This window comes from Solimonas fluminis (assembly GCF_002930645.1).
Lineage (GTDB): Bacteria > Pseudomonadota > Gammaproteobacteria > Nevskiales > Nevskiaceae > Solimonas_A > Solimonas_A fluminis.
The window spans coordinates 84,995-107,427 of sequence record NZ_PSNW01000007.1 but is presented as its reverse complement, the minus strand read 5'-3'; the positions used below and the strand labels follow the sequence as shown (position 1 = coordinate 107,427).

20 protein-coding genes and 1 tRNA gene are annotated in these 22,433 nt (G+C 69.9%); 9 read left to right on the top strand and 12 right to left on the bottom strand.

Annotated features, from left to right (window positions below; genetic code table 11):
* Positions 1 to 26: 26 nt before the first annotated feature.
* Positions 27 to 1,013, bottom strand: coding sequence for a lysylphosphatidylglycerol synthase domain-containing protein (locus C3942_RS13685; RefSeq protein WP_104230915.1), 987 nt, complete (start codon positions 1,011 to 1,013; stop codon positions 27 to 29).
* Positions 1,014 to 1,139: 126 nt separating this feature from the next.
* On the opposite strand from C3942_RS13685, the gene C3942_RS13680 reads away from it, so the two are divergent.
* From C3942_RS13680 to C3942_RS13665, 4 genes are all read left to right on the top strand, one after another.
* Positions 1,140 to 1,904 carry an endonuclease/exonuclease/phosphatase family protein gene (locus tag C3942_RS13680; protein ID WP_104230914.1) on the top strand — a complete coding sequence of 255 codons (765 nt, stop codon included), beginning with the start codon at positions 1,140 to 1,142 and terminating at the stop codon, positions 1,902 to 1,904.
* Positions 1,901 to 3,118 (top strand): cardiolipin synthase ClsB, encoded by a 1,218-nt coding sequence (clsB, locus tag C3942_RS13675; RefSeq protein ID WP_104230913.1) that lies wholly within the window; start codon positions 1,901 to 1,903, stop codon positions 3,116 to 3,118. Before C3942_RS13680 ends, clsB begins: the two co-directional genes overlap by 4 nt.
* Positions 3,119 to 3,218: 100 nt before the next feature.
* The gene (locus C3942_RS13670; protein ID WP_104230912.1) at positions 3,219 to 4,469 is read left to right on the top strand and encodes a putative Na+/H+ antiporter; all 1,251 of its coding nucleotides are present in this window, start codon (positions 3,219 to 3,221) and stop codon (positions 4,467 to 4,469) included.
* 238 nt (positions 4,470 to 4,707) lie between these two features.
* Positions 4,708 to 7,023 (top strand): Tex family protein, encoded by a 2,316-nt coding sequence (locus tag C3942_RS13665; RefSeq protein ID WP_104230911.1) that lies wholly within the window; start codon positions 4,708 to 4,710, stop codon positions 7,021 to 7,023.
* Between the two features lie 311 nt (positions 7,024 to 7,334).
* On the opposite strand, the gene C3942_RS13660 is transcribed toward C3942_RS13665, so the two are convergent.
* Together C3942_RS13660 and C3942_RS13655 are read right to left on the bottom strand one after the other, a co-directional pair.
* Positions 7,335 to 8,447, bottom strand: a complete 1,113-nt coding sequence (locus C3942_RS13660) for a fatty acid desaturase family protein (protein WP_104230910.1) — start codon at positions 8,445 to 8,447, stop codon at positions 7,335 to 7,337.
* A gap of 2 nt (positions 8,448 to 8,449) precedes the next feature.
* The gene (locus C3942_RS13655; protein WP_104230909.1) at positions 8,450 to 9,517 is read right to left on the bottom strand and encodes a ferredoxin reductase; all 1,068 of its coding nucleotides are present in this window, start codon (positions 9,515 to 9,517) and stop codon (positions 8,450 to 8,452) included.
* An 88-nt stretch (positions 9,518 to 9,605) separates the two neighbouring features.
* Between C3942_RS13655 and fabR the strand changes: the two genes are divergently transcribed.
* Complete coding sequence (gene fabR / locus C3942_RS13650) at positions 9,606 to 10,283, top strand: HTH-type transcriptional repressor FabR (protein ID WP_104231050.1); 678 nt, start codon at positions 9,606 to 9,608, stop codon at positions 10,281 to 10,283.
* 71 nt (positions 10,284 to 10,354) lie between these two features.
* Here the strand turns inward: fabR and C3942_RS13645 are convergent, their stop codons facing one another.
* From C3942_RS13645 to C3942_RS13610, 8 genes are all read right to left on the bottom strand, one after another.
* Positions 10,355 to 10,942: a nucleotidyltransferase family protein gene (locus C3942_RS13645; RefSeq protein WP_104230908.1), complete on the bottom strand. Its 588-nt coding sequence runs from the start codon at positions 10,940 to 10,942 to the stop codon at positions 10,355 to 10,357.
* Positions 10,942 to 12,033, bottom strand: coding sequence for an XdhC family protein (locus C3942_RS13640; protein ID WP_104230907.1), 1,092 nt, complete (start codon positions 12,031 to 12,033; stop codon positions 10,942 to 10,944). The genes C3942_RS13645 and C3942_RS13640 overlap by 1 nt, the downstream gene beginning before the upstream one ends.
* Positions 12,034 to 12,089: 56 nt before the next feature.
* Positions 12,090 to 14,255 carry a xanthine dehydrogenase family protein molybdopterin-binding subunit gene (locus C3942_RS13635; protein ID WP_104230906.1) on the bottom strand — a complete coding sequence of 722 codons (2,166 nt, stop codon included), beginning with the start codon at positions 14,253 to 14,255 and terminating at the stop codon, positions 12,090 to 12,092.
* 10 nt (positions 14,256 to 14,265) lie between these two features.
* On the bottom strand, positions 14,266 to 14,721 hold the full coding sequence (locus C3942_RS13630; protein ID WP_104230905.1) for a (2Fe-2S)-binding protein: 456 nt from the start codon (positions 14,719 to 14,721) through the stop codon (positions 14,266 to 14,268).
* A gap of 81 nt (positions 14,722 to 14,802) precedes the next feature.
* Positions 14,803 to 15,387, bottom strand: a complete 585-nt coding sequence (locus tag C3942_RS13625) for an LOG family protein (protein WP_104230904.1) — start codon at positions 15,385 to 15,387, stop codon at positions 14,803 to 14,805.
* Between the two features lie 100 nt (positions 15,388 to 15,487).
* Positions 15,488 to 15,563: transfer RNA gene (locus C3942_RS13620), tRNA-Ile, on the bottom strand.
* A gap of 43 nt (positions 15,564 to 15,606) precedes the next feature.
* Positions 15,607 to 16,860 (bottom strand): GGDEF domain-containing protein, encoded by a 1,254-nt coding sequence (locus C3942_RS13615; RefSeq protein ID WP_104230903.1) that lies wholly within the window; start codon positions 16,858 to 16,860, stop codon positions 15,607 to 15,609.
* 185 nt (positions 16,861 to 17,045) lie between these two features.
* Entirely contained in the window at positions 17,046 to 17,903 is an 858-nt protein-coding gene (locus tag C3942_RS13610) for an AraC family transcriptional regulator (RefSeq protein WP_104230902.1), read from the bottom strand.
* Positions 17,904 to 17,984: 81 nt separating this feature from the next.
* On the opposite strand from C3942_RS13610, the gene C3942_RS13605 reads away from it, so the two are divergent.
* Genes C3942_RS13605 through C3942_RS13590 form a run of 4 tightly spaced genes read left to right on the top strand, consistent with a single transcriptional unit; the run spans position 17,985 to position 20,596 of the window.
* Complete coding sequence (locus C3942_RS13605) at positions 17,985 to 18,608, top strand: HvfX family Cu-binding RiPP maturation protein (protein WP_104230901.1); 624 nt, start codon at positions 17,985 to 17,987, stop codon at positions 18,606 to 18,608.
* A gap of 33 nt (positions 18,609 to 18,641) precedes the next feature.
* The gene (locus tag C3942_RS13600; RefSeq protein ID WP_104230900.1) at positions 18,642 to 18,959 is read left to right on the top strand and encodes an HvfA family oxazolone/thioamide-modified RiPP metallophore; all 318 of its coding nucleotides are present in this window, start codon (positions 18,642 to 18,644) and stop codon (positions 18,957 to 18,959) included.
* Between the two features lie 34 nt (positions 18,960 to 18,993).
* Positions 18,994 to 19,854, top strand: coding sequence for an HvfB family MNIO-type RiPP peptide maturase (locus C3942_RS13595; RefSeq protein ID WP_104231049.1), 861 nt, complete (start codon positions 18,994 to 18,996; stop codon positions 19,852 to 19,854).
* Positions 19,847 to 20,596 (top strand): HvfC family RiPP maturation protein, encoded by a 750-nt coding sequence (locus tag C3942_RS13590; RefSeq protein ID WP_104230899.1) that lies wholly within the window; start codon positions 19,847 to 19,849, stop codon positions 20,594 to 20,596. The genes C3942_RS13595 and C3942_RS13590 overlap by 8 nt, the downstream gene beginning before the upstream one ends.
* Before the next feature lie 45 nt (positions 20,597 to 20,641).
* Here the strand turns inward: C3942_RS13590 and C3942_RS13585 are convergent, their stop codons facing one another.
* On the bottom strand, positions 20,642 to 22,411 hold the full coding sequence (locus tag C3942_RS13585; RefSeq protein ID WP_104230898.1) for a cyclic nucleotide-binding and patatin-like phospholipase domain-containing protein: 1,770 nt from the start codon (positions 22,409 to 22,411) through the stop codon (positions 20,642 to 20,644).
* Between the last annotated feature and the right edge of the window lie 22 nt (positions 22,412 to 22,433).

The window sequence follows — 22,433 nt, the reverse complement described above, 5'->3', positions numbered from 1 at the left end:
GGGCGGCCCTTGCCCGCGAGCGGCGGTCAGCATGATGGCCGGCCTTCGCGGCCAAGGGCCGCTCCTACGCTGTGCGTCGCTTCATGCTGCCCGCGCCAGCGCGTCTCCAGCAGCAGGCAGAGCGGGATCGCCGGCAGCAGGGGCAGCAGGAACCAGATCGCGCGCCAGGCCAGCAGCGCCGCCAGCACCTGGACCTCCGGATAGACCGGGCTGAGCAGGGCCAGGAACACGGCCTCCACCACGCCCAGCCCGCCGGGGACACGGATCACCAGCGTCGCCAGCGTGGCGAGGTAGTAGGCGCCCATCACGGTGGCCAGCGGCATCGGATCCGGCATCAGGGAGAACAGCGTGAGTGCGATCAGGCTCCAGCTCAATGCCGACAGTGCGACCTGCAGCAGGGCCATCGGCAGCGAGGGCAGCCGCAGGTGGAGCTTGCGGAAATGCCAGTCGCGGCGCCGGGCGAAGGCGCACATCGCCAGCCAGGCCGCCAGCAGGGCCAGCAGCAGCAGGCCGGCGCCGCGCAGCGCCAGGCCGTTCACGGGCCACCGCGCCGGCAGCTCCGGCGGCGCCAGCACGAACACGGTTCCGGCCACCAGCAGATAGCCGGTCCAGTTGGTCGCCAGGGCCAGCGCCAGCACGCGAAGGATCTGCCGTGTCCCCAGGCCTTGGCGCGAGTACAGGCGATAGCGGAAGCCCATGCCGCCGAGCATCGCGCCGAGGTTCAGGTTGAAGGCGTAGCTGACGCCGGCGATGGCCAGCACGCGGCGCGCGGGCAAGTGGTGTCCGGCGTAGCGCCGGCCGATCAGGTCATAGGCGCCGAAGACCAGATGTCCCAGCACGGTCAGCAGCAGCGCCTGCAGCAGGATCGGCAACTGGTAGCTGCGCAGGGCCAGGCCCACTGCCGACCAGTCGATGTTGCGTGCACGATCCGCCAGCAGCAGTGCGACTCCTGCAAAAAAGACGATGGCAATCAGGCGGCCTGCCTGCCGGCCCCAGTGCCGCTTCCTGTCCATGGAACGAAGGCTCCTTTTGGCTTATTGGAGCCTTGCGGGCTGCACGGGGTTCCCGGCGGGCTGCTTCAGCCGCTGTTCATCCGCCGGGGCCGACCATGGGCCACGGACTTGAGATGTGAGTGGAACATGGATGCTCCCGCACAACAGGCCCTTTCGTTCAGGATTCTTTCGCTGAACACGCATAAGGGGTTCACGGTATTCAACCGCCGCTTCGTGCTGCACGAACTGCGGGAAGCCGTGCGCGGCGTCGGTGCCGATATCGTCTTCCTGCAGGAGGTGATCGGCTCGCACCAGGAGCACTCCACCCGCTATGAGAACTGGCCCCGGGTATCGCAGTACGAATTCCTGGCCGACACCATATGGAAGGACTTCGCCTACGGCCGCAATGCAGTCTACCCCGGGGGGGACCATGGCAATGCGCTGCTGTCCAAGTTCCCGATCCTGAGCTACCGCAATCTCGACGTCTCCCAGCGAGGTCCGGAGCGGCGCGGCTTGCTCCATTGCGTGTTGAAGCATCCGGGCTCCGGCCAGGACATCCATTCCATCTGCGTGCACCTGGGCCTGCGCGAATCCCATCGCCGCGAGCAACTGCGCCTGATGTGCCGGCTGATCGACGAACTGCCGCCGGATGCCCCGCTGCTGGTGGCCGGCGACTTCAACGACTGGCGCCAGCGTGCGCATGACCTCCTGCATCGCTGCTCCAGCCTGCGCGAGGTCTTCATCGAGGCGATGGGCCGCGCGGCGCGCAGCTTCCCGGTGCGCTGGCCCCTGCTGTCGCTGGACCGCATCTACGTCCGCAATGTTCGCGTACTGCGTCCCGAGGTGCTGCATCGCAGGCCCTGGGCGCATCTGTCCGATCATGCCGCGCTGACGGCGGAGATCCAGGTATGACGGCCGAATGCTGGCGCGAGGGCAACAGTCTCCGGCTCCTGGAGAACGGCGAGGAATTCTTTCCCCGGGTGTTCGAGGCGATTCGCGCGGCGCGCAGCGAGGTGCTGGTGGAGACCTTCATCCTGTTCGACGATCCGGTGGGGCGCGACCTGCGCGCGGCGCTGATCGAGGCGGCGGGCAAGGGCGCGCGCGTCGAGATCCTGATGGACCACTACGGTTCGCCCGATCTCTCGGACGAGTTCGTCGGCGGCCTGACCGAGGCCGGCGTGAAGGTGCACTTCTTCGATCCCAAGCCCAAGCTCCTGGGCTATTTCCGGGTCAATCCCCTGCGTCGCCTGCATCGCAAGCTGGTGGTTATCGACCGGACCATCGGGTTCATCGGCGGCATCAATTACTCCTACGATCACCTGCGGGAGTACGGGCCCCAGGGCAAGCAGGACTACTCCGTGGAAGTGGCCGGCCCGGTCGTGGAGGACATGCGCGAATTGATGGAGGAGGCGCTGCAGTCTCCGGACCGGCAGTCGCGCCGGCGCCGTTTCTGGCGGCGCAGCCCTGCGCTGAAATCCTTTCCTCCAGGCACGGGCAAGGCGCGCGCCATGCTGATCGTGCGCGACAACGAGGAGCATCGCGACGATATCGAGCGCTACTACCGCGCCGCCATCCGCAGCGCACAGCGCGAGGTGATCATCGCCAATGCCTACTTCTTTCCCGGCGTGCGCCTGCTGCGCGAGATGCGCGCGGCCGCCCGCCGCGGCGTGCGCTTCGTGCTGATCCTGCAGGGCGCGCCGGACAAGGCGATCATGCGCTGGGCCGCAGTCACGCTCTACGACTACCTGCTGCGCTCCGGGGCCGTGATCTTCGAATACTGCGAGCGCCCGCTGCACGGCAAGGTCGCGGTGATCGACGACGATTGGGCGACCGTGGGCTCCAGCAACCTCGATCCCCTGAGCCTGGCGCTGAACCTGGAAGCGAACCTGCTGATCCGCGACCGCGACTTCGCCGCGCAGCTGCGTGAGCGCCTGCAGCATCTGATGGATCACAGCTGCCGCGAGGTGCCGCCGCCGGCCACGCCCAAGCCGCGCTGGTGGAGCCAGGCCTCGGCCTATCTCGTGTTCCGCCTGCTGCGCCGCTTCCCGCGCTGGGTCGAGGCACTGCCGCAGCACCGGCCCCAGGTGTCGGAGGCCGGCATCACGGAGGAGCGCAACGCGGCATAGCCGCGGCCGGCCTCGCCCCGGTGCCGGAGCCCTTCATCTGGCCATCCGGGAGGCGGGCGGTTAGGCTTGGCGCTCCGCACCCCTGAAAAGCGCCAGACGCATGAACCCCAGCGCCATCGAGGTCGCCGCGGCGATCATCTTCGCGATCGCCCTGCTGCACACCTTTACCGCCAAGCTGTTCGAGAGGCTGGCGCATCGGCATCCGCGCCACGCCGGCCTGCTGCACCTGCTCGGCGAGGTGGAGATCGTCTTCGGCTTCTGGGCCGCGGTGCTGATCGTGGTCATGGCCCTGACGGTCGGCGGCTCCCAAGCCGTGGACTATGCCGAAAGCCGGCACTACACCGAGCCGCTGTTCGTGTTCGTGGTGATGGTGGTTGCCGCCTCGCGGCCGGTGCTGGAGTCGGTGCGGCGCTTCGTGGCGGCGGTGGCGGGCTGGCTGCCGATCTCCACGCGGCTGGCCCAGGTCTGGCTCAGCCTGTCGCTGGTGCCGCTGCTGGGCTCGCTGATCACCGAGCCGGCGGCGATGACGCTGGCGGCGCTGATGCTGCTGCGCACGCTGTTCCTGACGTCCCTGCCGGAGCGGCTCAAGTACGCGGCCCTGGGCGTGCTGTTCGTCAACATCTCCATCGGCGGAACGCTCAGCTCCTTCGCCGCGCCGCCGGTGCTGATGGTGGCGGCCACCTGGCAATGGGATTCGATGTTCATGCTGACGCACTTCGGCTGGCGCGCGGCGATCGCGGTGATGATCAACGCGACCGTGATGTGCTGGTTCATGCGGCGGCACCTGGCCGAACCCCTGCAGGAAGAGGGCGCGGCCGCGCCGGTCCCCCTGCTGGTCAGCCTGATCCACTATGCCTTCCTGGCGGGTGTCGTGGTGTTCGCCCACCATCCGGTGATCTTCATGGGGCTGTTCCTGTTCTTCCTCGGCTACACCCAGGCCTACAACACGCACCAGAGCCCGCTGATCCTCAAGGAAGGCCTGCTGGTGGGTTTCTTCCTGGCCGGCCTGGTGGTGCTGGGCGGCATGCAGCAATGGTGGCTGCAGCCGATCATCTCCGGGCTGTCGCCGCTGGCGCTGTTCTTCGGCGCCACGGCCCTGACCGCGATCACCGACAACGCCGCGCTGACCTACCTGGGCTCGCTGATCACGGGGATTTCGGACGAGGCCAAGTACATGCTGGTGGCGGGCGCGGTGACCGGCGGCGGCCTCACGGTGATCGCCAACGCGCCGAATCCCGCCGGCGTCGCCCTGCTCAAGAACGGTTTCCGCGACGGTTCCATCGGCGCCGGCGGCCTGCTGACGGGAGCGCTGCCGCCGACGCTGGTGGCGCTGGCCTTGTTCCTGATCTGAGCGGCAGGCCGCCGGGCCGGCGGCGGAAATGCGGAAAATACAAGCCTTGTCAGATGCCGCCTGCCGGCCTATGGTTCGCCTCAGTTGGCGAGTAGCTTGATTCCCGGCTCGCGGTGATCTCCCAAGGGCGCCCCCGCCGGCTACCTCGCAACAGGAAGCTACTCGCCAACCCTTTCCCTCATCCCCAGACGGCGCCGCGCGGCCTCCGCCGCACGGCGACGACGAGCTTTTCGACCGCATGACCGCTACCGCAGAACGCATCCTCCGCACGATCTCCGCCGACATCGCCGCCCGTCCGCAGCAGGTTTCCGCGGCCGTGGCCCTGCTCGACGAGGGCGCCACCGTGCCCTTCATCGCGCGCTACCGCAAGGAAATCACCGGGGGGCTGGACGATACCCAGCTGCGCCTGCTGGAAGAGCGCCTGGGCTACCTGCGCGAGCTGGAGTCCCGCCGCGCCGCGGTGCTGGAGTCGATCCGCTCGCAGGGCAAGCTGAGCGAGGACCTGGAGGCCCGCATCGCCGGCGTGGAGACCAAGGCGGAGCTGGAAGACCTCTACCTGCCCTACAAGCCCAAGCGCCGCACCAAGGCCGAGATCGCGCGCGAGAAGGGCCTGGGCCCGCTGGCCGAGACGATCCTGGAGGACCGCGGCGTGGTGCCGGCCGAGCTGGCCGCGCAGTACCTCAATGCCGAGGTGGCGGACGTGAAGGCCGCGCTGGACGGCGCACGCGACATCGTCATGGAGCGCTTCGCCGAGAACGCCGACCTGCTGGGCCGCCTGCGCAGCTACATGAAGGAGCGCGCCGTGCTGCGGGCCAAGGTCTTCGAGGGCAAGGAGGAGGCGGGCGCCAAGTTCTCCGACTACTTCGCCCACCACGAGCGCTGGGCCACCGTGCCGGGCCATCGCGCGCTGGCGATGCTGCGCGGGCGCAACGAGGAAGTGCTGGCCCTGGAGATCGAGGTGGACGCGGAGGATGCTTCCACGTGGAAGCCGGTGGAACGCATGATCGCCGAGGCCTTCGCGGTGGACCCGGCCAAGGGCGCCGCCGACAGCTGGCTGATGGACGTGGTGCGATGGACCTGGCGCGTCAAGCTGTCGTTTTCGCTGTCGATGGACCTGATGACCGAGCTGCGCGAGCGCGCCGAGGAAGAGGCGATCCGCGTGTTCGCGCGCAACCTCAAGGACCTGCTGCTGGCCGCGCCGGCCGGCTCGCGCGCCACCATGGGCCTGGACCCCGGCATCCGCACCGGCGTGAAGGTGGCGGTGGTGGACGGCACCGGCAAGCTGCTGGAGACCGCCACGGTCTATCCCTTCCAGCCGCGCAACGACGTGCGCGGCGCGCAGGCCGAGCTGGCACGCCTGATCGCCAAGCACCAGGTGGAGCTGATCGCCATCGGCAACGGCACCGCCAGCCGCGAGACCGACAAGCTGGCCGGGGAGCTGCTGTCGGCGCTGCCGGCCGGCGCGCGGCCGACCAAGGTCACGGTCAGCGAGGCGGGCGCCTCGGTGTACTCGGCCTCCGCCGCCGCGGCGGCGGAATTCCCCGACCTGGACGTGTCGCTGCGCGGCGCGGTGTCGATCGCGCGGCGCCTGCAGGATCCGCTGGCGGAGCTGGTGAAGATCGAGCCCAAGTCCATCGGCGTGGGCCAGTACCAGCATGACGTGGACCAGTACCGCCTGGCGCGCGCCCTGGACGCGGTCGTGGAGGACGCGGTGAACGCCGTGGGCGTGGACCTCAACACCGCTTCGGCCTCGCTGCTGGCGCGCGTATCCGGCCTGGGCGGTTCGCTGGCCGAGGCCATCGTCCTGCACCGCAACAGCGTCGGCGCCTTCAAGTCGCGCCGCGAGCTGCTGGAGGTGTCGCGCCTGGGGCCCAAGACCTTCGAGCAGTGCGCCGGCTTCCTGCGCATACCCAACGGCACGGAGCCGCTGGATGCCTCCTCGGTGCACCCGGAGGCCTACGGCCTGGCGGAGCGCATCGTCGCCGCCTGCGGCCGCGACCTGCGCGCGCTGATGGGCGACAGCGCGACGCTGCGCAAGCTCGACCCGAAGCGCTTCGCCGACGAGCATTTCGGCCTGCCGACGGTGCGCGACATCATCGCCGAGCTGGAAAAGCCCGGCCGCGATCCACGCCCGGAATTCCGCACGGCGAACTTCGCCGACGGCATCGACGACATCAAGGACCTCAAGCCCGGCATGATGCTGGAGGGCACGGTGACCAACGTCGCCGCCTTCGGCGCCTTCGTCGATATCGGCGTCCACCAGGACGGCCTGGTGCATGTCTCGCAGCTGGCCGACAAGTTCGTCAAGGACCCGCACCAGGTGGTGAAGGCCGGCGACGTGGTCAAGGTGCGCGTGGTGGACGTGGATCCGAAGCGCAAGCGCATCGCGCTCAGCATGAAGAAGGACGATGCCGGCGCGCCGCGCGGCGGCAGCCCGTCCGAACGGCCTTCCGGCCCGCGCGACCGCATGCCGCCGCCGCGCCAGCAGGCGCCGGCCAAGCCGCAGCAGGGCTCGCTGGGCGCGGCGCTGATGGAGGCTCTGAAGAACAAGTAGGCAGGCACAAGAAAGCCGCGGTGCGCTGTGAGCGCATCGCGGCTTTTTTTGCCTGCCCGGATACCGGCTTTCGCCAGTATGACGGTCGAAAGGTGGCCCGGTTTTCGGGCAGCGAAGCCGGGAGCGTGCTTGGACGGTGCTTCCCGGCTCGCCTCTGGCAAACCGGGCTGCGGCTCTGATGGAAGCGCTGCAGAGCAAGTAAGGATCGAAGCCGTTCGCCCTGAGCCTGTCGAAGGGTGAACGGCCGCTGACCTTGGCGGCCGGCCCGTTCATGCTTCGACGGGCTCCGCACGAACGGGCTTCGCGGGCGGTCAGACGGCTTCCGCCACCGGAGCGACCAGCGGCGCTGCCTTGCCCGGCCGGCTCGGCAGCGCATGCCGCAGGATGCGCCAGATCACCTGGCCGAACTGGCTCCACATCGAGCCGGTGTTGTAGTTCTGGCCGTAGCGGGCGCAGATCGCGCGCACCTCCGGAGCCACCTGGGCATAGCGCCGCGCCGGCATGTCCGGATACAGGTGATGCTCGATCTGGTGGCTGAGGTTGCCGGTCATGATGTGCAGCAGCCTGCCGCCGCTGAGGTTGGACGAACCGCGCAGCTGGCGCAGGTACCAGTGGCCGCGGCTCTCGTTCTGCAGCACGCTCTTGGGGAAGGTCTCGGCGTCGGCGGTGAAGTGGCCGCAGAAGATCACCGCGTAGGTCCACAGGTTGCGCATGCCGTTGGCCACCAGGTTGCCCAGCAGCACCGGCAGGAAGAAGGGGCCGGCCAGCAGCGGGAACAGCACGTAGTCCTTCAGCAGCTGGCGGCGCATCTTGCGGCCCACCGGGCGGAACTCCTCGCGCAGCTCGGCCTTGGTCTTGCGGCCGCTGAAGACCTTGCCCAGCTCCAGGCGCTGGATCGCCACGCCCCACTGGAACAGCAGCGCGAAGATCACCGCGATCAGCGGCTGGAACAGGTAGAACGGACGCCAGCGCTGCTCGGGGAACAGGCGCAGCAGGCCGTAGCCGATGTCGTCGTCCATGCCGCGCACGTTGGTGTAGGTGTGGTGCTTGTAGTTGTGGGTGTAGCGCCAGTTGTCGCTGGTGCCGACGATGTCCCACTCGTAGGTCTTGCCGTGGAGGTGCGGGTCGCGCATCCAGTCGTACTGGCCGTGCATCACGTTGTGGCCCAGTTCCATGTTCTCCAGGATCTTGGACAGGCCCAGCAGCAGCGTGCCCAGCACCCAGGCCGGCGGCAAGGCGCCGAAGAACAGCAGGGCACGGCCGGCGGCCTCGGTGTAGCGCACGGTGGCTACGATGCGGCGGATGTAGCGCGCATCCTCGGCGCCGACCTGCGCCATGGTGCGGGCGCGCAGCGCGTCGAGCTCGGCGCCGAAGGCGTCCAGCTCGGCAACGGACAGGGGACGGTTGAGAGCGGCGGAGGTCATGATCAGAGGTCCAGGGTGAGGTCGCTGCGGGCGGCGCTGATGCAGATGCGCAGTTCGCTGCCCGGTTCGGCGATGGTTTCGCCGCTGTCGAGGTTCTGGCCCACGCCTTCGACGAGGCGGCAGGCGCAGGTGTTGCACAGCCCCATGCGGCAGCCCGAATCCGGTCGCAGGCCCTGGGCTTCCAGCGCCGGCAGCAGCGGGGTGCCGGCCGGCACTTCCAGCGTCTGGCCGCTGCGGCGCAGCTGCACGCGCACCGGCGCGCCGCCGCCGGCGGCTTCCGGCGGGGTGAAGGCCTCGCCGTGGAAGCGCTGCGCGCGGCCCTGGGCCAGCGCGCGGGCCTGTTCGACAAAGCCGCGCGGCCCGCAGGCGAAGACCTGCACAGCCGCCAGCTCCGGCGCCACCTCGTCCAGCAGCGCGGCGTCGAGCCGGCGTCCGAACTCCCCGGCCAGGCGCAGCGGTTCGCGCGTCAGCGCGAAGTGCAGGCGCAGCCGCGGCTGCCGTGCCGCCAGCGTGCGCAACTCCTCGGCGAAGCACAGCTCGTCGCGGTGCTGGGCCCAGTAGACCAGCGTGGCTTCGGCCTGCGGGTTCTGCTCCAGCGCCAGGCTCAGGGACATCAGCGGCGTGATGCCGCTGCCGGCGGCCAGGAACAGGTAGCGGCCCGGCCCCTGCGGCAGGGTCATCCCGCCGTAGGGTTCGCCCAGTTCCACCACGGCGCCGGGGCGCAGGGCGCACAGCGCGGTGCTCAGGCGGCCGCCCTGGACCTGCTTGACCGTGATGCGCAGGCGGCCGTCGGCGCGCGGCGGCTGCGTGAAACTGTAGCTGCGCGTCAGGCGCACGCCGTCCACCTCGGCGGTGAGGTTGACATGCTGGCCGGGGGCGAAGCCGCGGAAGCGGCGGTTGGGCTGCAGCGTCAGCGTCACCGCGCCGCGAGCTTCCTCGCGACGGCCGACGACGCGTGCCAGGCAGCGGTCCCAGGCCTGGATGCTGCCGAACTGGCGGCTCCAGAAATCGAACACGGGCGCCGTCACGGCGGCGCGCAGCAGGCGGTGGGGGGCAGGGCTCAAGGACATTCCTTCCGGAGGGCGGATGGACCCATCATACCATTAAAAGTACATTTGTCTATACAACTGTACTTTAATGATGCGCTATGATGTCGCCATGACTTCCGCCACCAAGACCCGCGCCGCCAGCCGCAGCCCCCGCCGCGGGCAGGCGCCCCAGGGACGCAAGCCGGTGATCACGCGGGAAGACCTGATCGCCGCCGCGCTCAAGCTGGTGGGGCCGCACCGCAGCGTCTCCACCCTGAGCCTGCGCGAGGTGGCGCGCGAGGCCGGCATCGCGCCCAACAGCTTCTACCGCCATTTCCGCGATGTGGACGAGCTGGCCATCGCCCTGATCGACCAGGCCGGCCGCTCGCTGCGCAAGATCATCGGCGAGGCGCGCCACCGCGCCGCCAGCGGCCGCAGCGTGGTGCGCAGCTCGGTGGAAACCTTCATGGAGCAGCTCAGCGCCGACGAGAAGTTGCTGCACATCGTGCTGCGCGAGGGCACGGTGGGCTCGGACGCCTTCAAGCAGGCGGTGGAGCGCGAGCTGCGCTCCTTCGAGGAAGAGCTCTGCGTGGACCTGATCCGCCTGGCGGAGCTCAACAAGCTGCCGATCTACGAGCCGCAGCTGGTGGCCAAGGCGATCACCCGCCTGGTGTTCAACATGGGCACCACGGCCATGGACCTGCCGCCCGAGCGGCACCCGGAACTGATCGAGCAGATGGTGAAGATCCTGCGCATGATCATGGTGGGCACGCAGACCATGGCCAAGGAAGGCATCGTCGGGGATTGAGCGGCGCGGGAGCGGCTGTCAGCCGCGAACGCCGGGTCACAGGATCGCGTGATCGCGGCTGACAGCCGCCCCTACGGGATTTTCAGGTTTTCGAAGTCCGCGCGCGTATCCACGTCCACCGCCGCCTCCGGCATCGCCACGCGCAGCAGTTCCTGCGGATGCCGCTCCAGCAGCCTGCGGGCGCCCTGCGGTCCCGTCCAGCGCGACAGCTCCTCGTACCAGCGCCGCGGGAACAGGCAGGGCGGCCCCAGCGCGTCGCCGTGCGCCGCCGCGGCCATGCACCGCGGGTCCAGGCGCCAGGCCTGGATCAGCTGCCGCAGCTGCGGGGCCTGTACGCGCGGCTGGTCCGCCAGGCATACCAGCGCTGCCTGCGAGCCGCCGCCGAGCAGGTGGCGGAAGCCGCAGCCCAGCGAGCCGCCCATGCCGTCCGCCCAGCCGGCGTTGTGCCGCAGCGTCAGCGGCAGGCCCTCCAGCGCGGCGGCCACCTCGTCCGCATAGGCCCCGGTGACCACCGTCAGCGGCAGGCCGGTGTCCAGCACCGCCAGGGCGGCGCGGCGCACCAGGGCCACGCCGTCCAGCGGCGCCAGCTGCTTGGCGCTGCCGAAGCGGCTGGCGTTGCCGGCCGCCAGCAGCAGGGCCTGGATCGCGGCCTCCGGCATCAGTGGATCGGACCGTCGTGCGCGCTCAGTACGCCGCCGCTGCGGCCGCTGCTCACGGCGAGGATTTCCGCGGCGATCGCCAGCGCGATCTCCTCCGGCGTTTCCGAGCCCAGGTCCAGGCCGGCGGGCGCGCGCAGGCGCGGCGGTTGCAGCCCGGTGGCCGCGCAGAGCTTTGCCGCGCGGCTGCGCGAGCCGATGGCCCCGAGATAGGCCAGCGGCAGCGTGGCCAGCGCGCGCAGGTAGTCGGCGTCGCGCTCGAGGTTGTGCGTCATCACCACGGCGGAATCGTACTGGCCCGGCTGCAGGCCCTGCAGCAGCGCCGCGGGGGCGGCCTGGAGCAGGCGCGTGCCCGGCGGCAGCGCCGAGCGGTCCACGTCATCACGGGAGTCCACCAGCGTCACGGCCCAGCCCAGGGTCTGGGCGAAGCGTGCCAGCGCCACCGCGCCCGCGGTGACGCCCACCAGCAGCAGGGCATGCGGCGGGCGCAGGCGCTCGATCAGCACCTCATAGCGGCCGCTGGCGGTGCCGATGGTCTGGACCACCGGAGCGCTGCCGGCGGCGGTACCCTGGGCGACCACGGCCTGCGCCAGTGCCGGGTCGGCCAGGCTGTCGCTGGCGACGCCGCCGGACCAGACCAGGCGCCGCGGGCGCGGCGAGAGGCAATGCCCGTCGCGCGTGTAGGCCGTGGCGAGGAATCCCTCGCGCCGGGCGCTCATGCAGTCTTCCACCGCGTCGATGAAATGCAGGTCCTCGCCGGAGGACAGCGGCTCGATCAGCACTTCCAGTTCGCCGCCGCAGCCCATCTCGATCATGGCGTCGAGCCCGTACTCGCGGTTGTAGCGCACGATCTCGGGCCGGCCGGCGGCGATCACGCCCCGGGCCCGCGCCACGATGTCGCGCTCCGGGCAGCCGCCGGAGAGTCCGCGCACGATCTGGCCGTCGCCGCAGACCAGCATGCGTGCGCCGGCGCGGCGGAAGGTGGAGCCGCGCGTACGCGTCAGCGTCGCCAGTGCGCCGCCGCCGGCGAAGCCGCTGGCCTGCAGGCGGCGCAGCCCGGCCAGCAGCGGGGCGAATTCCTGCGGTGTGTTCATCCGCCCATTCTGCCGCTATGGCCGGGGCCGGGTATCGCCCGCCGCATGCCGCCGGTTCAGGCCAGCCGCAGCGGCAGCTCGCGCAGCCGCTTCCCGGTGAGCGCCGCCACGGCATTGGCCACTGCCGGGGCGACCGGCGGGGTGCCCGGCTCGCCGACGCCGCCGGGCTTCTCGGTGCTGGGCACGATGTGCACGTCCACCTGCGGCATCTCGTCGAGCCGCAGCACGACGTAATCGTGGAAATTGGACTGCTGCACCCGGCCCTCGCGGAAGTCCAGCCGGCTGTGCAGCGCGGCCCCGAGCCCGAAGGCGACACCGGATTCCATCTGCGCGGCGATGCCGATGGGATTCACGGCGATGCCGCAGTCCACGGCGCAGGTGACGCGGTGCACGCGGATGCGGCCGTCCTGCGCCGAGACCTCGGCGACCTGCGCGATGATGCTGCCGAAGGACTCGTGCACCGCCACGCCGCGCGCGCGTCCCTTGGGCGGGGGCGTCGCCCAGCCGGCCTTCTCCGCCGCCAGGTTCAGCACGCCGAGATGGCGCGGATGATCCTTGAGCAGGGCGCGGCGGTACTCCACGGGATCCTGCTTCGCCGCCAGCGCCAGCTCATCGACCAGGCCCTCCATCACGAAGGCGGTGTGGCTGTGACCCACCGAGCGCCACCACAGCACCGGGATGCCGGTCTTCGGCGAATGGATTTCCACGCGGTGCGCGCCGATGCCCTTGAGATACGGAGAATCCACCACGCCCTCGACCGAGGTGGCGTCGACGCCGTCCTTGACCATCATCGGCTCCATCGGCGTGCCGACCAGGATCGACTGGCCGACCACCGCGTGCTGCCAGGCCAGCGGCAGCCCCTTGTCATCCACGCCGATGTGCACGCGGTGCAGGTAGGCCGGGCGGTAGTAGCCGCCGCGCACGTCGTCCTCGCGCGTCCATACGGTCTTCACCGGCTGGCCCGCGGCCTTGGCGACATGCACCGCCTCGCTGACGAAGTCCGAGGTCGGCGTGGCGCGACGGCCGAAGCCGCCGCCGAGGAAGGTGGTGTGGATCTGCACCTGCTCGGGCTTGAGGCCCGTGATCTGCGCCGCCACCATCTGGTCCAGGGTCTGGAACTGCGTGCCGGCCCAGATCTCGCAGCGGTCCGGGCCGATCCTCACCGTGGCGTTGAGCGGTTCCATCGGCGCATGGGCCAGGTAGGGCACGCTGTAGTCGGCCTGCAGCTGCCTCGCCGCCTGCTTCATGGCCTGCGCCGGATCGCCGGCCTTGGCGGCGGCCAGGCCCGGCGTATCGGCCAGGCGCTGGAACTCCGCCTGCAGCGCAGCGGTATCCAGTGCCGCGTTGGGACCCAGGTCCCACTCGACGGACAGCGCCTCGCGCCCCTGCCTGGCGGCCCAGAAATGATCGGCCACCACGGCGATGCCGCTGGGCACCTGCACCACGGAGCGGACGCCGGGGACGGCCTTCGCCTTCGCCGCGTCGTAGGACTTCACCGTGCCACCGAACACCGGCGGCCGTGCCACCACCGCGGTCAGCAGGCCGTCGAACTTCACGTCCATGCCGAAGGTGGCGCGGCCGGTGATCTTCTCCGGCGTGTCGAGGCGCTTGGTCGCCTTGCCGATCAGTTTCCAGTCCTTGGGCTCCTTCAACGCGACCTTGTCGGGCGCCGGCAATGCATTGGCGGCCTCCGCCAGCTCCCCGAAGCGGGCGCTGTGCGAGCCGCTGCTGACGATGCCGTTCTCGACGCGGCAGTCGGCCGGGTTCACGCCCCATTGCTTCGCCGCTGCCTGCACCAGCAGCGCGCGGGCCGTGGCGCCGGCCTGGCGGTAGCGCTCGAACTCCGACCAGGTGCTGCTGGAGCCGCCGGTCATCTGCATGCCGAACACGGTGTGCGCGTAGACCGGCGCGGCCGGCGCGTGCTCCACGCGCACGCGCGACCAGTCGGCGTCGAGTTCCTCGGCGATCAGCATCGGCAATGCCGTCCAGATGCCCTGGCCCATCTCGGAATGGGCGATCAGCACGGTGACGCTGTCGTCGCTGCCGACCCGCAGGAAGGCATTGGCGGCGGGTGCCGCGGCCGGGGCGGCGGGTGCGGCCTCGCCGCCGCCGGCGAAGCGCTTCGCCAGGGGGACGGTAAAGGCGATCACCAGGCCGCCGCCGACCACGGCGGCGCCGGCCTTCAGGAACCTGCGGCGCGAGGCATTGCTGAGATCGTTCATGGCAGTTTCCTCAGGCCTTCGACAGCTCGGCGGCGCGATGCACCGCGGCCCGGATGCGCTGGTAGGTGCCGCAGCGGCAGAGGTTGCCGGACAGCGCGGCGTCGATGTCCGCATCGCTGGGCTTGGCATTGGCGGCGAGCAGGGCCACCGCCGACATGATCTGCCCCGACTGGCAATAGCCGCATTGCACCACGTCCAACTCGGCCCAGGCCCGCTGCACCGGGTGGCTGCCGTCGGCCGACAGGCCCTCGATGGTGGTGACGGACCTGTCCGCCGCGGCCGCGGCCGGGGTGATGCAGGAGCGCATGGGCGTGCCGTCGAGGTGGACAGTGCACGCCCCGCATTGCGCCATGCCGCAGCCGAACTTGGTGCCGGTCAGCCCGATGAGGTCGCGCAGCACCCACAGCAGGGGCATGTCGGGCGGCGCGTCCACTTCATGCGCGGTTCCGTTGACGGTCAGCTTCATGGCTCCCTCGCGGCGGCTGGGTTGGAGTGCCGAGCCTACTCCTGCCGTGCCCCCGAATCCATCGCGCGCCGCCGGTTCCGCCTAGGGCAGAGACCGCTCCACCCAGCGCGTCGGCGGCGGCGCCACGTAGCCGTCAAACTGCTGCAACAGTCGCCGCGGGTCGTCGTCCACCATCATCATGGCGTGGTGCGCCGGCCGCACGAAGCCCTCGTCCCGCGCGTGGTCCAGGAAGCCGCCCAGGCGGTCGTAGTAGCCCGCCACGTTGAGCAGGCCGCAGGGCTTCTCGTGCAGGCTCAGCTGGGCCCAGGTCCAGATCTCCAGGATTTCCTCCAGTGTGCCGAGGCCGCCGGGCAGGGCAATGAACCCGTCCGACAGTTCCGCCATCAGCGCCTTGCGCTCGTGCATCGAGCGCGTGATGCGCAGCTCGCTGAGGCCGTTGTGGCCGGCCTCCTTTTCCACCAGCGCTTCCGGGATCACGCCGGTGACGCGGCCGCCCAGGCGCAGCACCTCGTCGGCCAGCACGCCCATCACCCCGAGGTTGGATCCGCCGTAGACCAGGCCGATGCCGCGCTCCACCAGTGCGGCGGCCAGCGCGCGTGCGCCTTCGGCATAGGCCGGCAGGCGCCCCGGACTGGATCCGCAGTAGACGCAGATGTTCTTCAGCATCGAGTCCTCAATGTGAATGGCGAACGCGGCTTGATTGCGTAACGGGCCAATCGACCGGTTATGGGGCAAAACCTAGCGCAAATGGCGGTCGGCTGAGAGTTGGTGGGCCCTGTGGGATTCGAACCCACAACCAAGGGATTATGAGTCCCCTGCTCTAACCGTTGAGCTAAAGGCCCGGCATCGCGGGCGCGCAAAATACCAAAAAAGGCGGAAGCCGGCTCAGGCCACGGCGCTGCCGGCCTGGGCGGAGTCGGCGATCACGGTGCGGTTGCGGCCCTGGCGCTTGGCGGCGTAGAGCACGGTGTCGGCCATGCGATAGGCCTCGGCCAGGGGCACGTCGGCGTGCACGCCGACGCCGCCGGCGCTGATGGTGACGTGGCCCCGCGCGGTGCCGGCATTGGCCAGATCCAGGGCCTCCACCTGCTGGCGCAGTTCCTCCAGCCGCCGCAGGCCGTCGGCGCGCGAGCAGTCGTAGAGCACCAGCGCGAATTCCTCGCCGCCGAGGCGCGCCGCCATGTCCAGCGGCCGGCGCGCGAAGTCGCTCAGCACCAGGCCGATCTCCACCAGCACGCCGTCGCCGTAGTCATGGCCGTGGTGATCGTTCAGGTTCTTGAAATGGTCCATGTCCACCAGGGCCACGAACAGGCGCTTGTACTCGCGCCGGGCGTGACGCGCCACGGACTCGTAGTGCTGCTCGAAGGCGCGACGATTGGGCAGCTTGGTCAGCGGGTCGACGTAGGCCAGTGACTTGAGCAATTGCTGGGCGGCCCAGTTGCGGCGGCTGTAGAGCTCGTTCCACATGGCGCCGCTGATGACCACGCCGATGAAGATGCCTTCCACCAGCCAGTCCACGGGGTTGCGCACGGGTGGGGCGCCGGCCTCCCGCACCCAGTCGGAGAACAGCATGAAGCCGAGGTACAGCGCGACGAAGGCGGCGGCCTCGCGCAGCGGTACGCGGCCGATCACGATGAAGCCCACCAGCACGCAGCTCGACAGGCTGGGGCTCAGGTGGAAGCCCATGGAGATGCCGCGGTGGCGCAACCATTCCAGGGTGACGGCCAGCACCAGGAAGCTGACCATGAACAGGGTCTCGCCGATGACGCTGCTGGGGCGGCGCCACAGCATCCAGGCGGACACCAGGCACAGCGGCACGATCAGGGCGAACTCGAAGGCCCGGATCAGCTCGATGAAGCCCGCGGGCGGGTGCATCAGCGGCTGGCCCCACAGCGGGGAGGTCACCAGCATCAGGGCCGGCAGCAGGCTGGTCAGCGCGCGGGCCTGGCCGAACTTGGCGCGCGCGTCCTCGCGGAAGCGCTTTTCATGTTCCGGCGGGAAGCGCTTGAGCGGGTTGGACGTGCGCGAGGCGGCGTCGAGCTGGCGGAGGAAATCCGCGCTGCGGCTGAGGTCTTCGTAATCCGTCAGAGGCGCCTGGCGGGAGGCGCCGTCCGAGCGGCTCTCCTGGCTGGGCGACATGGCAAAAGACTGATTGCTCTAGGAATGCATGATGACAGCCCCGGGGTCCGGGGGCATCGTGCGTTTGGGCCATACGTCCATGTATTCAGCCGCGTCCAGCGGCTTTCGGCGGCGTGCAACTTAACCGATTTCCTGCCGGAACAGGGACTTGGCCGTAGAGGGGCCAGGCCAGAGTGTGATGTGCGTCACATTTCCGGCAGGGCGCGCAGCCGCCGGAAGTGGCCGGGCCCCTGGCCATGGACACGCTTGAAGCTGCGCCGGAAAGCCGCCTCGGTCTGGTAGCCCAGGCGGCCGGCGATGGCCAGGACCGACAGGCGCGGCTCCTGCAGCAGGCGCAGGGCGGACATCATCCGCCACTGGGTCAGGTACTGGATGGGGGACTGGCCCATCAGCTGGGCGAACTCCTCGGCGAAGCGGCTGCGCGACATGGCCGCCACCTCCGCCAGGCTGGCCACCGACCAGTCGCGGCCGGGCTCGCCGTGCATGGCCTGCAGGGCCCGGCCCAGCTGGGGGTCGGCCAGGGCGGCCAGCAGGCCGCGGCGCTGCGGCGTACGCGCCAGGTAGCTGCGCACGCTCATCACGAACAGCGAGTCGGCCAGCTTGTCGACCACCGCCCGGCTGCCGAAGCTCTCCAGGTTGGCCTCCTCGCACATCAGCTGCGCCACCCGCCGCAGGGCCGAGCCGGCTTCGGCCTCGCGCACGATCAGGCAGTCCGGCAGGGCGTCCAGCAGCGGATTGCGGTGGCCGCAGACGAAGTCGAATTGGCCGCAGAGCATGGTGGTGAAGCCGTCGCCATCCAGGCGGTGGGCATGGCCGCGCGGGAAGATCACCAGGTCGCCGGCGGCCAGGGATTCGGCCGCGGCCAGGCCGGCGCCGCTGACCTGGCAGCTGCCGGAGCCGATCAGGTGGAAGATGCAGGCCTCGGCGGCCGGCTCCGCCTCGTGCCAGCGGCCGCAGTAGCTGGCGTTGTCGGTGACCCGGGCATGCAACTGGTAGGCCGCCAGGGCCGAATCGAGGACGCGGTCTTCCGGATTCTTGAGCATGAACGGCGGACTTCCGGGCACAGTCAGGGCTGGGGCAGGAGCCTAGCATTGCCAGCATCGAAACCGACATGGGGCCGGGACATGAAACTGCTGATCGCCGCGCAGGACCTGCTGGACCGCAGCCGCGCCGCCGAGGACCTGGCGCCGCTGCTGATGCGCCTCTACCTGGCGCCGGTGTTCTGGATGGCCGGCATGCAGAAGGCCATGAACTTCCCCGACACGGTGCAATGGTTCGGCGACATGATGTACGGCCTGGGGCTGCCTTTCCCCACACTGATGGCCTTCCTGGCCACGGCGACGGAGCTGGCCGGGGCCGTGGCCCTGGTCCTGGGCCTGGGCTTGCGCTGGATGTGCATTCCGTTGATGGTGACGATGCTGGTGGCGATCTTCACCGTGCACCTGCCGCATGGCTGGCTGGCCATCGCCGAGGGCATGGGGCCGTTCGCGACCGAGCGCACCATGCTGGCGCTGGAACGCCTGGCCGAGGCCAAGGCGATCCTGCGCGAGCACGGCGACTACGAACATTTGACCGAGTACGGCTCGCTGGTCATCCTCAACAACGGCATCGAGTTCGCTGCAACTTACTTCATCATGCTGCTGTCGCTGTTCTTCACCGGCGGTGGTCGCTATGTGAGCCTGGACGGGTGGCTGCGCCGCCGCATCCAGGGCAATCCGGCCCTCGTATCCGTACAGGCCACCAATTAATGGCCATTCCGGCCACTCATCAGGAGAAGCAACATGCGTCAGACCAAGAAACCCCTCGCCATCGCCCTGGGCGCCGCCTTCGCCATGACCGGCCTGTCGGCGCAGGCTTCGGTGTTCAAGACCACGGACCTGTCCGGCGGCTACATGCAGCTGGCCGACGCCAAGGCCGGTGAAGGCAAGTGCGGCGAGGGCAAGTGTGGCGAAGGCAAGTGCGGCGGCGCCAAGGCCGCCGAGAAGAAGGCCGAGGGCAAGTGCGGCGAAGGCAAGTGCGGTGGCGCCAAGCCCGAAGAGAAGAAGGCGCACGAAGGCAAGTGCGGCGAGGGCAAGTGCGGCGAGAAGAAGGCCAAGTGAGCCAGGGGTGCCCGCGCCGCCGGCCGATGCGCGCATGAGCGCCGTCACCGCCGCGGTGCGAGGCGCCGGACTCGGTCTGCGGCGGGCCCTGCTGGGCCCGCTCGCGGACCAGTCGCCCGGCGAGATCGGCTTCCTCGAGGCCACGCCTGAGAACTGGATGAACATCGGCGGCCGCTACGGCCGCGCGTTCCGCGAATACACGGAGCGCTTCCCCTTCGTCACCCACGGCCTGTCGCTGTCGATCGGCAGCCCCGCGCCGCTGGACGAGGATTTCCTTCGCCGCCTGAAGGCCTTTCTGGATCTTCACGGCATCGCCGACTACACCGAGCACCTGACGTACTGCTCGGACGACGGCCACCTCTATGACCTGATGCCGATTCCGTTCACCGAAGAGGCGGTGGAGTACGTCGCTGCGCGCGTCCGGCGCGTGCAGGACATCCTGGAGCGGCGCATCGCGCTGGAGAACGCGAGCTATTACCTGGCGCTGGGCACAAGTGCAGGCGACATCAGCGAGCTGGATTTCATCCGTGCCGTGCTGGACCGTGCCGGCTGCGACCTGCTGCTGGACGTCAACAACATCTACGTCAACAGCATCAACCATCGTTACGACCCCGCGGCCTTCCTCGACGGCCTGCCGGCCGCGCGCGTGCGCTACATCCACGTGGCCGGGCACTACGAGGAAGCCGAGGACCTGCGCGTGGATACCCACGGTGCCGACGTGATCGACCCGGTCTGGTCCCTGCTGGAGCGCGCCTATGCGCGCCTCGGCCCGGTGCCGACCCTGCTGGAGCGCGACTTCAACATCCCGCCGCTGCCGGAGCTGATGCGCGAGATCCGCCAGATCAATGCCCTGCAGCTGCGCCACGCCGCGCCGCGGAAGCGGGCCCATGGCTGAGGCGCCCTTCCAGCGCCTGCAGAGGCAGTTCGCCGCCCACCTGCGCGATCCGCAGGCCCAGGCCGCGCCGCCCGGCATCGAGGAACGGCGCCTGCAGATCTACCGCGATCTGTTCTACAACAACATCGAGGATTGCCTGGCCAGCGCCTTCCCGGTACTGCGCGCCATTTCGCCCGATGCCGCCTGGCATGCGCGCGTACGCGACTTCTATGCGCGCCATCGCTGCGAGTCGCCGCAGTTCCACCAGATCGCCGCGGAGTTCCTGCGCTATCTCGAGGAGGAGCGCGGCGAGCACCCGGACGATCCGCCCTTCCTGCGCGAGCTGGCGCACTACGAGTGGGTGGAGCTGGCGCTGGACGTGGCGGAGGAGGAGATCGGCGAGCCGGCCGCCTCCGCGGGAAGCGACGAACTGGCCGGCGCGCCCTGCCTGTCGCCCCTGGCCTGGTCCCTGGCCTATGACTGGCCGGTGCACCGGATTGCCGCGGACTTCCAGCCGCAGCAGCCGTCGGGGCAGCCGGTCTACCTGCTGGTGTGGCGCAACCGGGCCGACCAGGTCCGCTTCATGGAAACCAATGCCGTGACCGCGCGCCTGCTGCAGCTGATCGAGGAGCGGCCCGGCGTCGCGGCGCGCGAACTGCTGCTGCAGCTGGCCGGCGAAATGGGGCATCCGCAGCCGCAGGCGGTGGTGGAGCAGGGCGCGGCGATCCTGAGGGACCTGCGCGAGCGGGAAATCCTGCTCTGAGCGGACCTTTGCCCTCTGCTACGGGCGCGGGGGAGGAAGGCGGGGTCAGCTCTTCAGCAGCTGGTCGCGAACCGCCGTCAGCTTCTCCAGCGCGTGCTGGTAGCCGCGCTCCACCACCTGGTCCAGCTTCTTCCAGTCGAACAGCGCCACGCCGCTGACCGGCATGCGCACATAGGCGTCGGCGCGGGAGGCGCGCTGCGCCGTGCCGCTTTCGCTGGTCAGCGTGGCGGTGCGGAACACGATCGCGAACAGGCCCGGGCGCTCGTCTTCCTTCTTGAACTTGAACAGGGCCTCCGGATCCGGCCCGACCACGCCGGGTGCGGAGATACCGCCCTCGGTGCTGACGTCGGAGGCCACGATGGGGCCGCGGCCCCAGGCCTGCATCACGTCGGTGGGCAGGCTGTTGATCACCGAGCCGTCGGCCAGCAGGTCGCCGTTCCAGGCCACCGGCGGCGCCACGCCCGGCACGCACATGCTGGTGGCCACCCAGAGGTGCAGCGGACCATGGTCATGGACCATGGCGCGGCCGCGCGTCAGGTTGGTGCTGACGCAGAAGTAGGGCGTGCGCAGCGACTCGATGCGGCGCTCCTCGAACAGCTCGTGCAGGCGCCGCGAGAACTTGCGTCCGCGGATCAGCGCCACGCTGGGGAACAGGTAGTCGTTGAGGTAGTTGTGCTGCACGAAGGTCTCGCGCGCGATATGCAGCATCTCCTCGTGCGTGTAGCCGCAGGCGGTCAGCGCGGCGAAGAAGGCGCCCATGCTGGAGCCGCCGGCGGCGTCCACCGGGATGTCCAGTTCGCGCAGCGCGCGGATCAGGCCAATATGCGCGAAGCCTCGTGCGCCGCCGCCGCCCAGCACCACGCCGATGCCGCGGCCGCTGAGCTGGCGCGCCAGCGATTCGTAGTCGGAGCGGCTGCCGGGGCGCAGGTAGTAGTGGGCCCGGGCCTTGCACAGCTCGCGCCACTTGAGGATGTGCTCCGGGTCTTCGCCCTCGGGGCGCAGCATCACGATCTCCACCGGGGCGCGCGTGCCGCTCTGGCGCAGCTCGTCGAGCATGGCGCTCAGGTGCGGATAGGAGCGGCTGCTCACCACCATCAGGATGCGGTCGGCCTGCCGCATGCAGCGCTGCGCCCAGGCGTCGGCGTCGCGGTTGGCCAGGTACACCAGGTAGCGCTGCTCGCACTCGATGCGGTCGAGGAACTCGATCAGGCGGCCGTTGGTGTCCGGATCGTGCGACAGCGTGGCGCCCGGCCCCAGCTCGCCGTCGCAGAGCACCGAATCCACCAGGCGCACCGGGTAGTGGGCCGCCAGGGCATCGCGCAGGCCGGCGGCCACCGCGGCCGCGTCCGCGTCGCCCACGGCGGGCACCACGGCGAAGCTGCGCACGCTGCGCACGGCGGCCAGCTGCTGGGAGTGCTGGTTCTGGCGCAGGCGATGGATGATGACGCGCGTCATCTCGATCATCGCGCCAGGGTAGTTCTCGATCACCGCATAGAGGTCCTCGCGCGGGATGCGCAGCAGGATGCTGTCGCGGACGGCGTAGACCGAGACGCTGCGGGTCTCGCCGGAGATCACGCCGATCTCGCCGATCGGCTCATGGTGGCCGATGTCGCCCAGGACGGTGCCGTCCTTGTTCACCGCACGCAGGCGGCCGGTGCTGACGATGTAGACCGAATCCGCCGCCTCGCCCTGCTCGAACAGCAGGCTGCCGCTGCGGATGCCGAGCAGTTCGGTGTGCGCGGACAGCGCGTCCAGCGCCTCGGGCTGCAGCCTCGAGAACAAGGGTGTTTGCGCCAGGATGGTCCGGGTATCCATCGCTCCCCATGCTTCTTTTTTG

What these genes read in the sequence shown, in the direction of transcription:
- C3942_RS13660 (WP_104230910.1), bottom strand. Translation starts at nt 8,447, where the DNA reads ATGACCTCCGCCGCTCTCAACCGTCCCCTGTCCGTTGCCGAGCTGGAC.
- C3942_RS13585 (WP_104230898.1), bottom strand. Translation starts at nt 22,411, where the DNA reads ATGGATACCCGGACCATCCTGGCGCAAACACCCTTGTTCTCGAGGCTG.
- clsB (WP_104230913.1), top strand. Translation starts at nt 1,901, where the DNA reads ATGACGGCCGAATGCTGGCGCGAGGGCAACAGTCTCCGGCTCCTGGAG.
- C3942_RS13685 (WP_104230915.1), bottom strand. Translation starts at nt 1,013, where the DNA reads ATGGACAGGAAGCGGCACTGGGGCCGGCAGGCAGGCCGCCTGATTGCC.
- C3942_RS13590 (WP_104230899.1), top strand. Translation starts at nt 19,847, where the DNA reads ATGGCTGAGGCGCCCTTCCAGCGCCTGCAGAGGCAGTTCGCCGCCCAC.
- C3942_RS13665 (WP_104230911.1), top strand. Translation starts at nt 4,708, where the DNA reads ATGACCGCTACCGCAGAACGCATCCTCCGCACGATCTCCGCCGACATC.
- C3942_RS13595 (WP_104231049.1), top strand. Translation starts at nt 18,994, where the DNA reads ATGAGCGCCGTCACCGCCGCGGTGCGAGGCGCCGGACTCGGTCTGCGG.
- C3942_RS13615 (WP_104230903.1), bottom strand. Translation starts at nt 16,860, where the DNA reads ATGTCGCCCAGCCAGGAGAGCCGCTCGGACGGCGCCTCCCGCCAGGCG.
- C3942_RS13640 (WP_104230907.1), bottom strand. Translation starts at nt 12,033, where the DNA reads ATGAACACACCGCAGGAATTCGCCCCGCTGCTGGCCGGGCTGCGCCGC.
- C3942_RS13645 (WP_104230908.1), bottom strand. Translation starts at nt 10,942, where the DNA reads ATGCCGGAGGCCGCGATCCAGGCCCTGCTGCTGGCGGCCGGCAACGCC.
- C3942_RS13635 (WP_104230906.1), bottom strand. Translation starts at nt 14,255, where the DNA reads ATGAACGATCTCAGCAATGCCTCGCGCCGCAGGTTCCTGAAGGCCGGC.
- C3942_RS13680 (WP_104230914.1), top strand. Translation starts at nt 1,140, where the DNA reads ATGGATGCTCCCGCACAACAGGCCCTTTCGTTCAGGATTCTTTCGCTG.
- C3942_RS13625 (WP_104230904.1), bottom strand. Translation starts at nt 15,387, where the DNA reads ATGCTGAAGAACATCTGCGTCTACTGCGGATCCAGTCCGGGGCGCCTG.
- C3942_RS13670 (WP_104230912.1), top strand. Translation starts at nt 3,219, where the DNA reads ATGAACCCCAGCGCCATCGAGGTCGCCGCGGCGATCATCTTCGCGATC.
- C3942_RS13610 (WP_104230902.1), bottom strand. Translation starts at nt 17,903, where the DNA reads ATGCTCAAGAATCCGGAAGACCGCGTCCTCGATTCGGCCCTGGCGGCC.
- C3942_RS13655 (WP_104230909.1), bottom strand. Translation starts at nt 9,517, where the DNA reads ATGTCCTTGAGCCCTGCCCCCCACCGCCTGCTGCGCGCCGCCGTGACG.
- C3942_RS13630 (WP_104230905.1), bottom strand. Translation starts at nt 14,721, where the DNA reads ATGAAGCTGACCGTCAACGGAACCGCGCATGAAGTGGACGCGCCGCCC.
- fabR (WP_104231050.1), top strand. Translation starts at nt 9,606, where the DNA reads ATGACTTCCGCCACCAAGACCCGCGCCGCCAGCCGCAGCCCCCGCCGC.
- C3942_RS13600 (WP_104230900.1), top strand. Translation starts at nt 18,642, where the DNA reads ATGCGTCAGACCAAGAAACCCCTCGCCATCGCCCTGGGCGCCGCCTTC.
- C3942_RS13605 (WP_104230901.1), top strand. Translation starts at nt 17,985, where the DNA reads ATGAAACTGCTGATCGCCGCGCAGGACCTGCTGGACCGCAGCCGCGCC.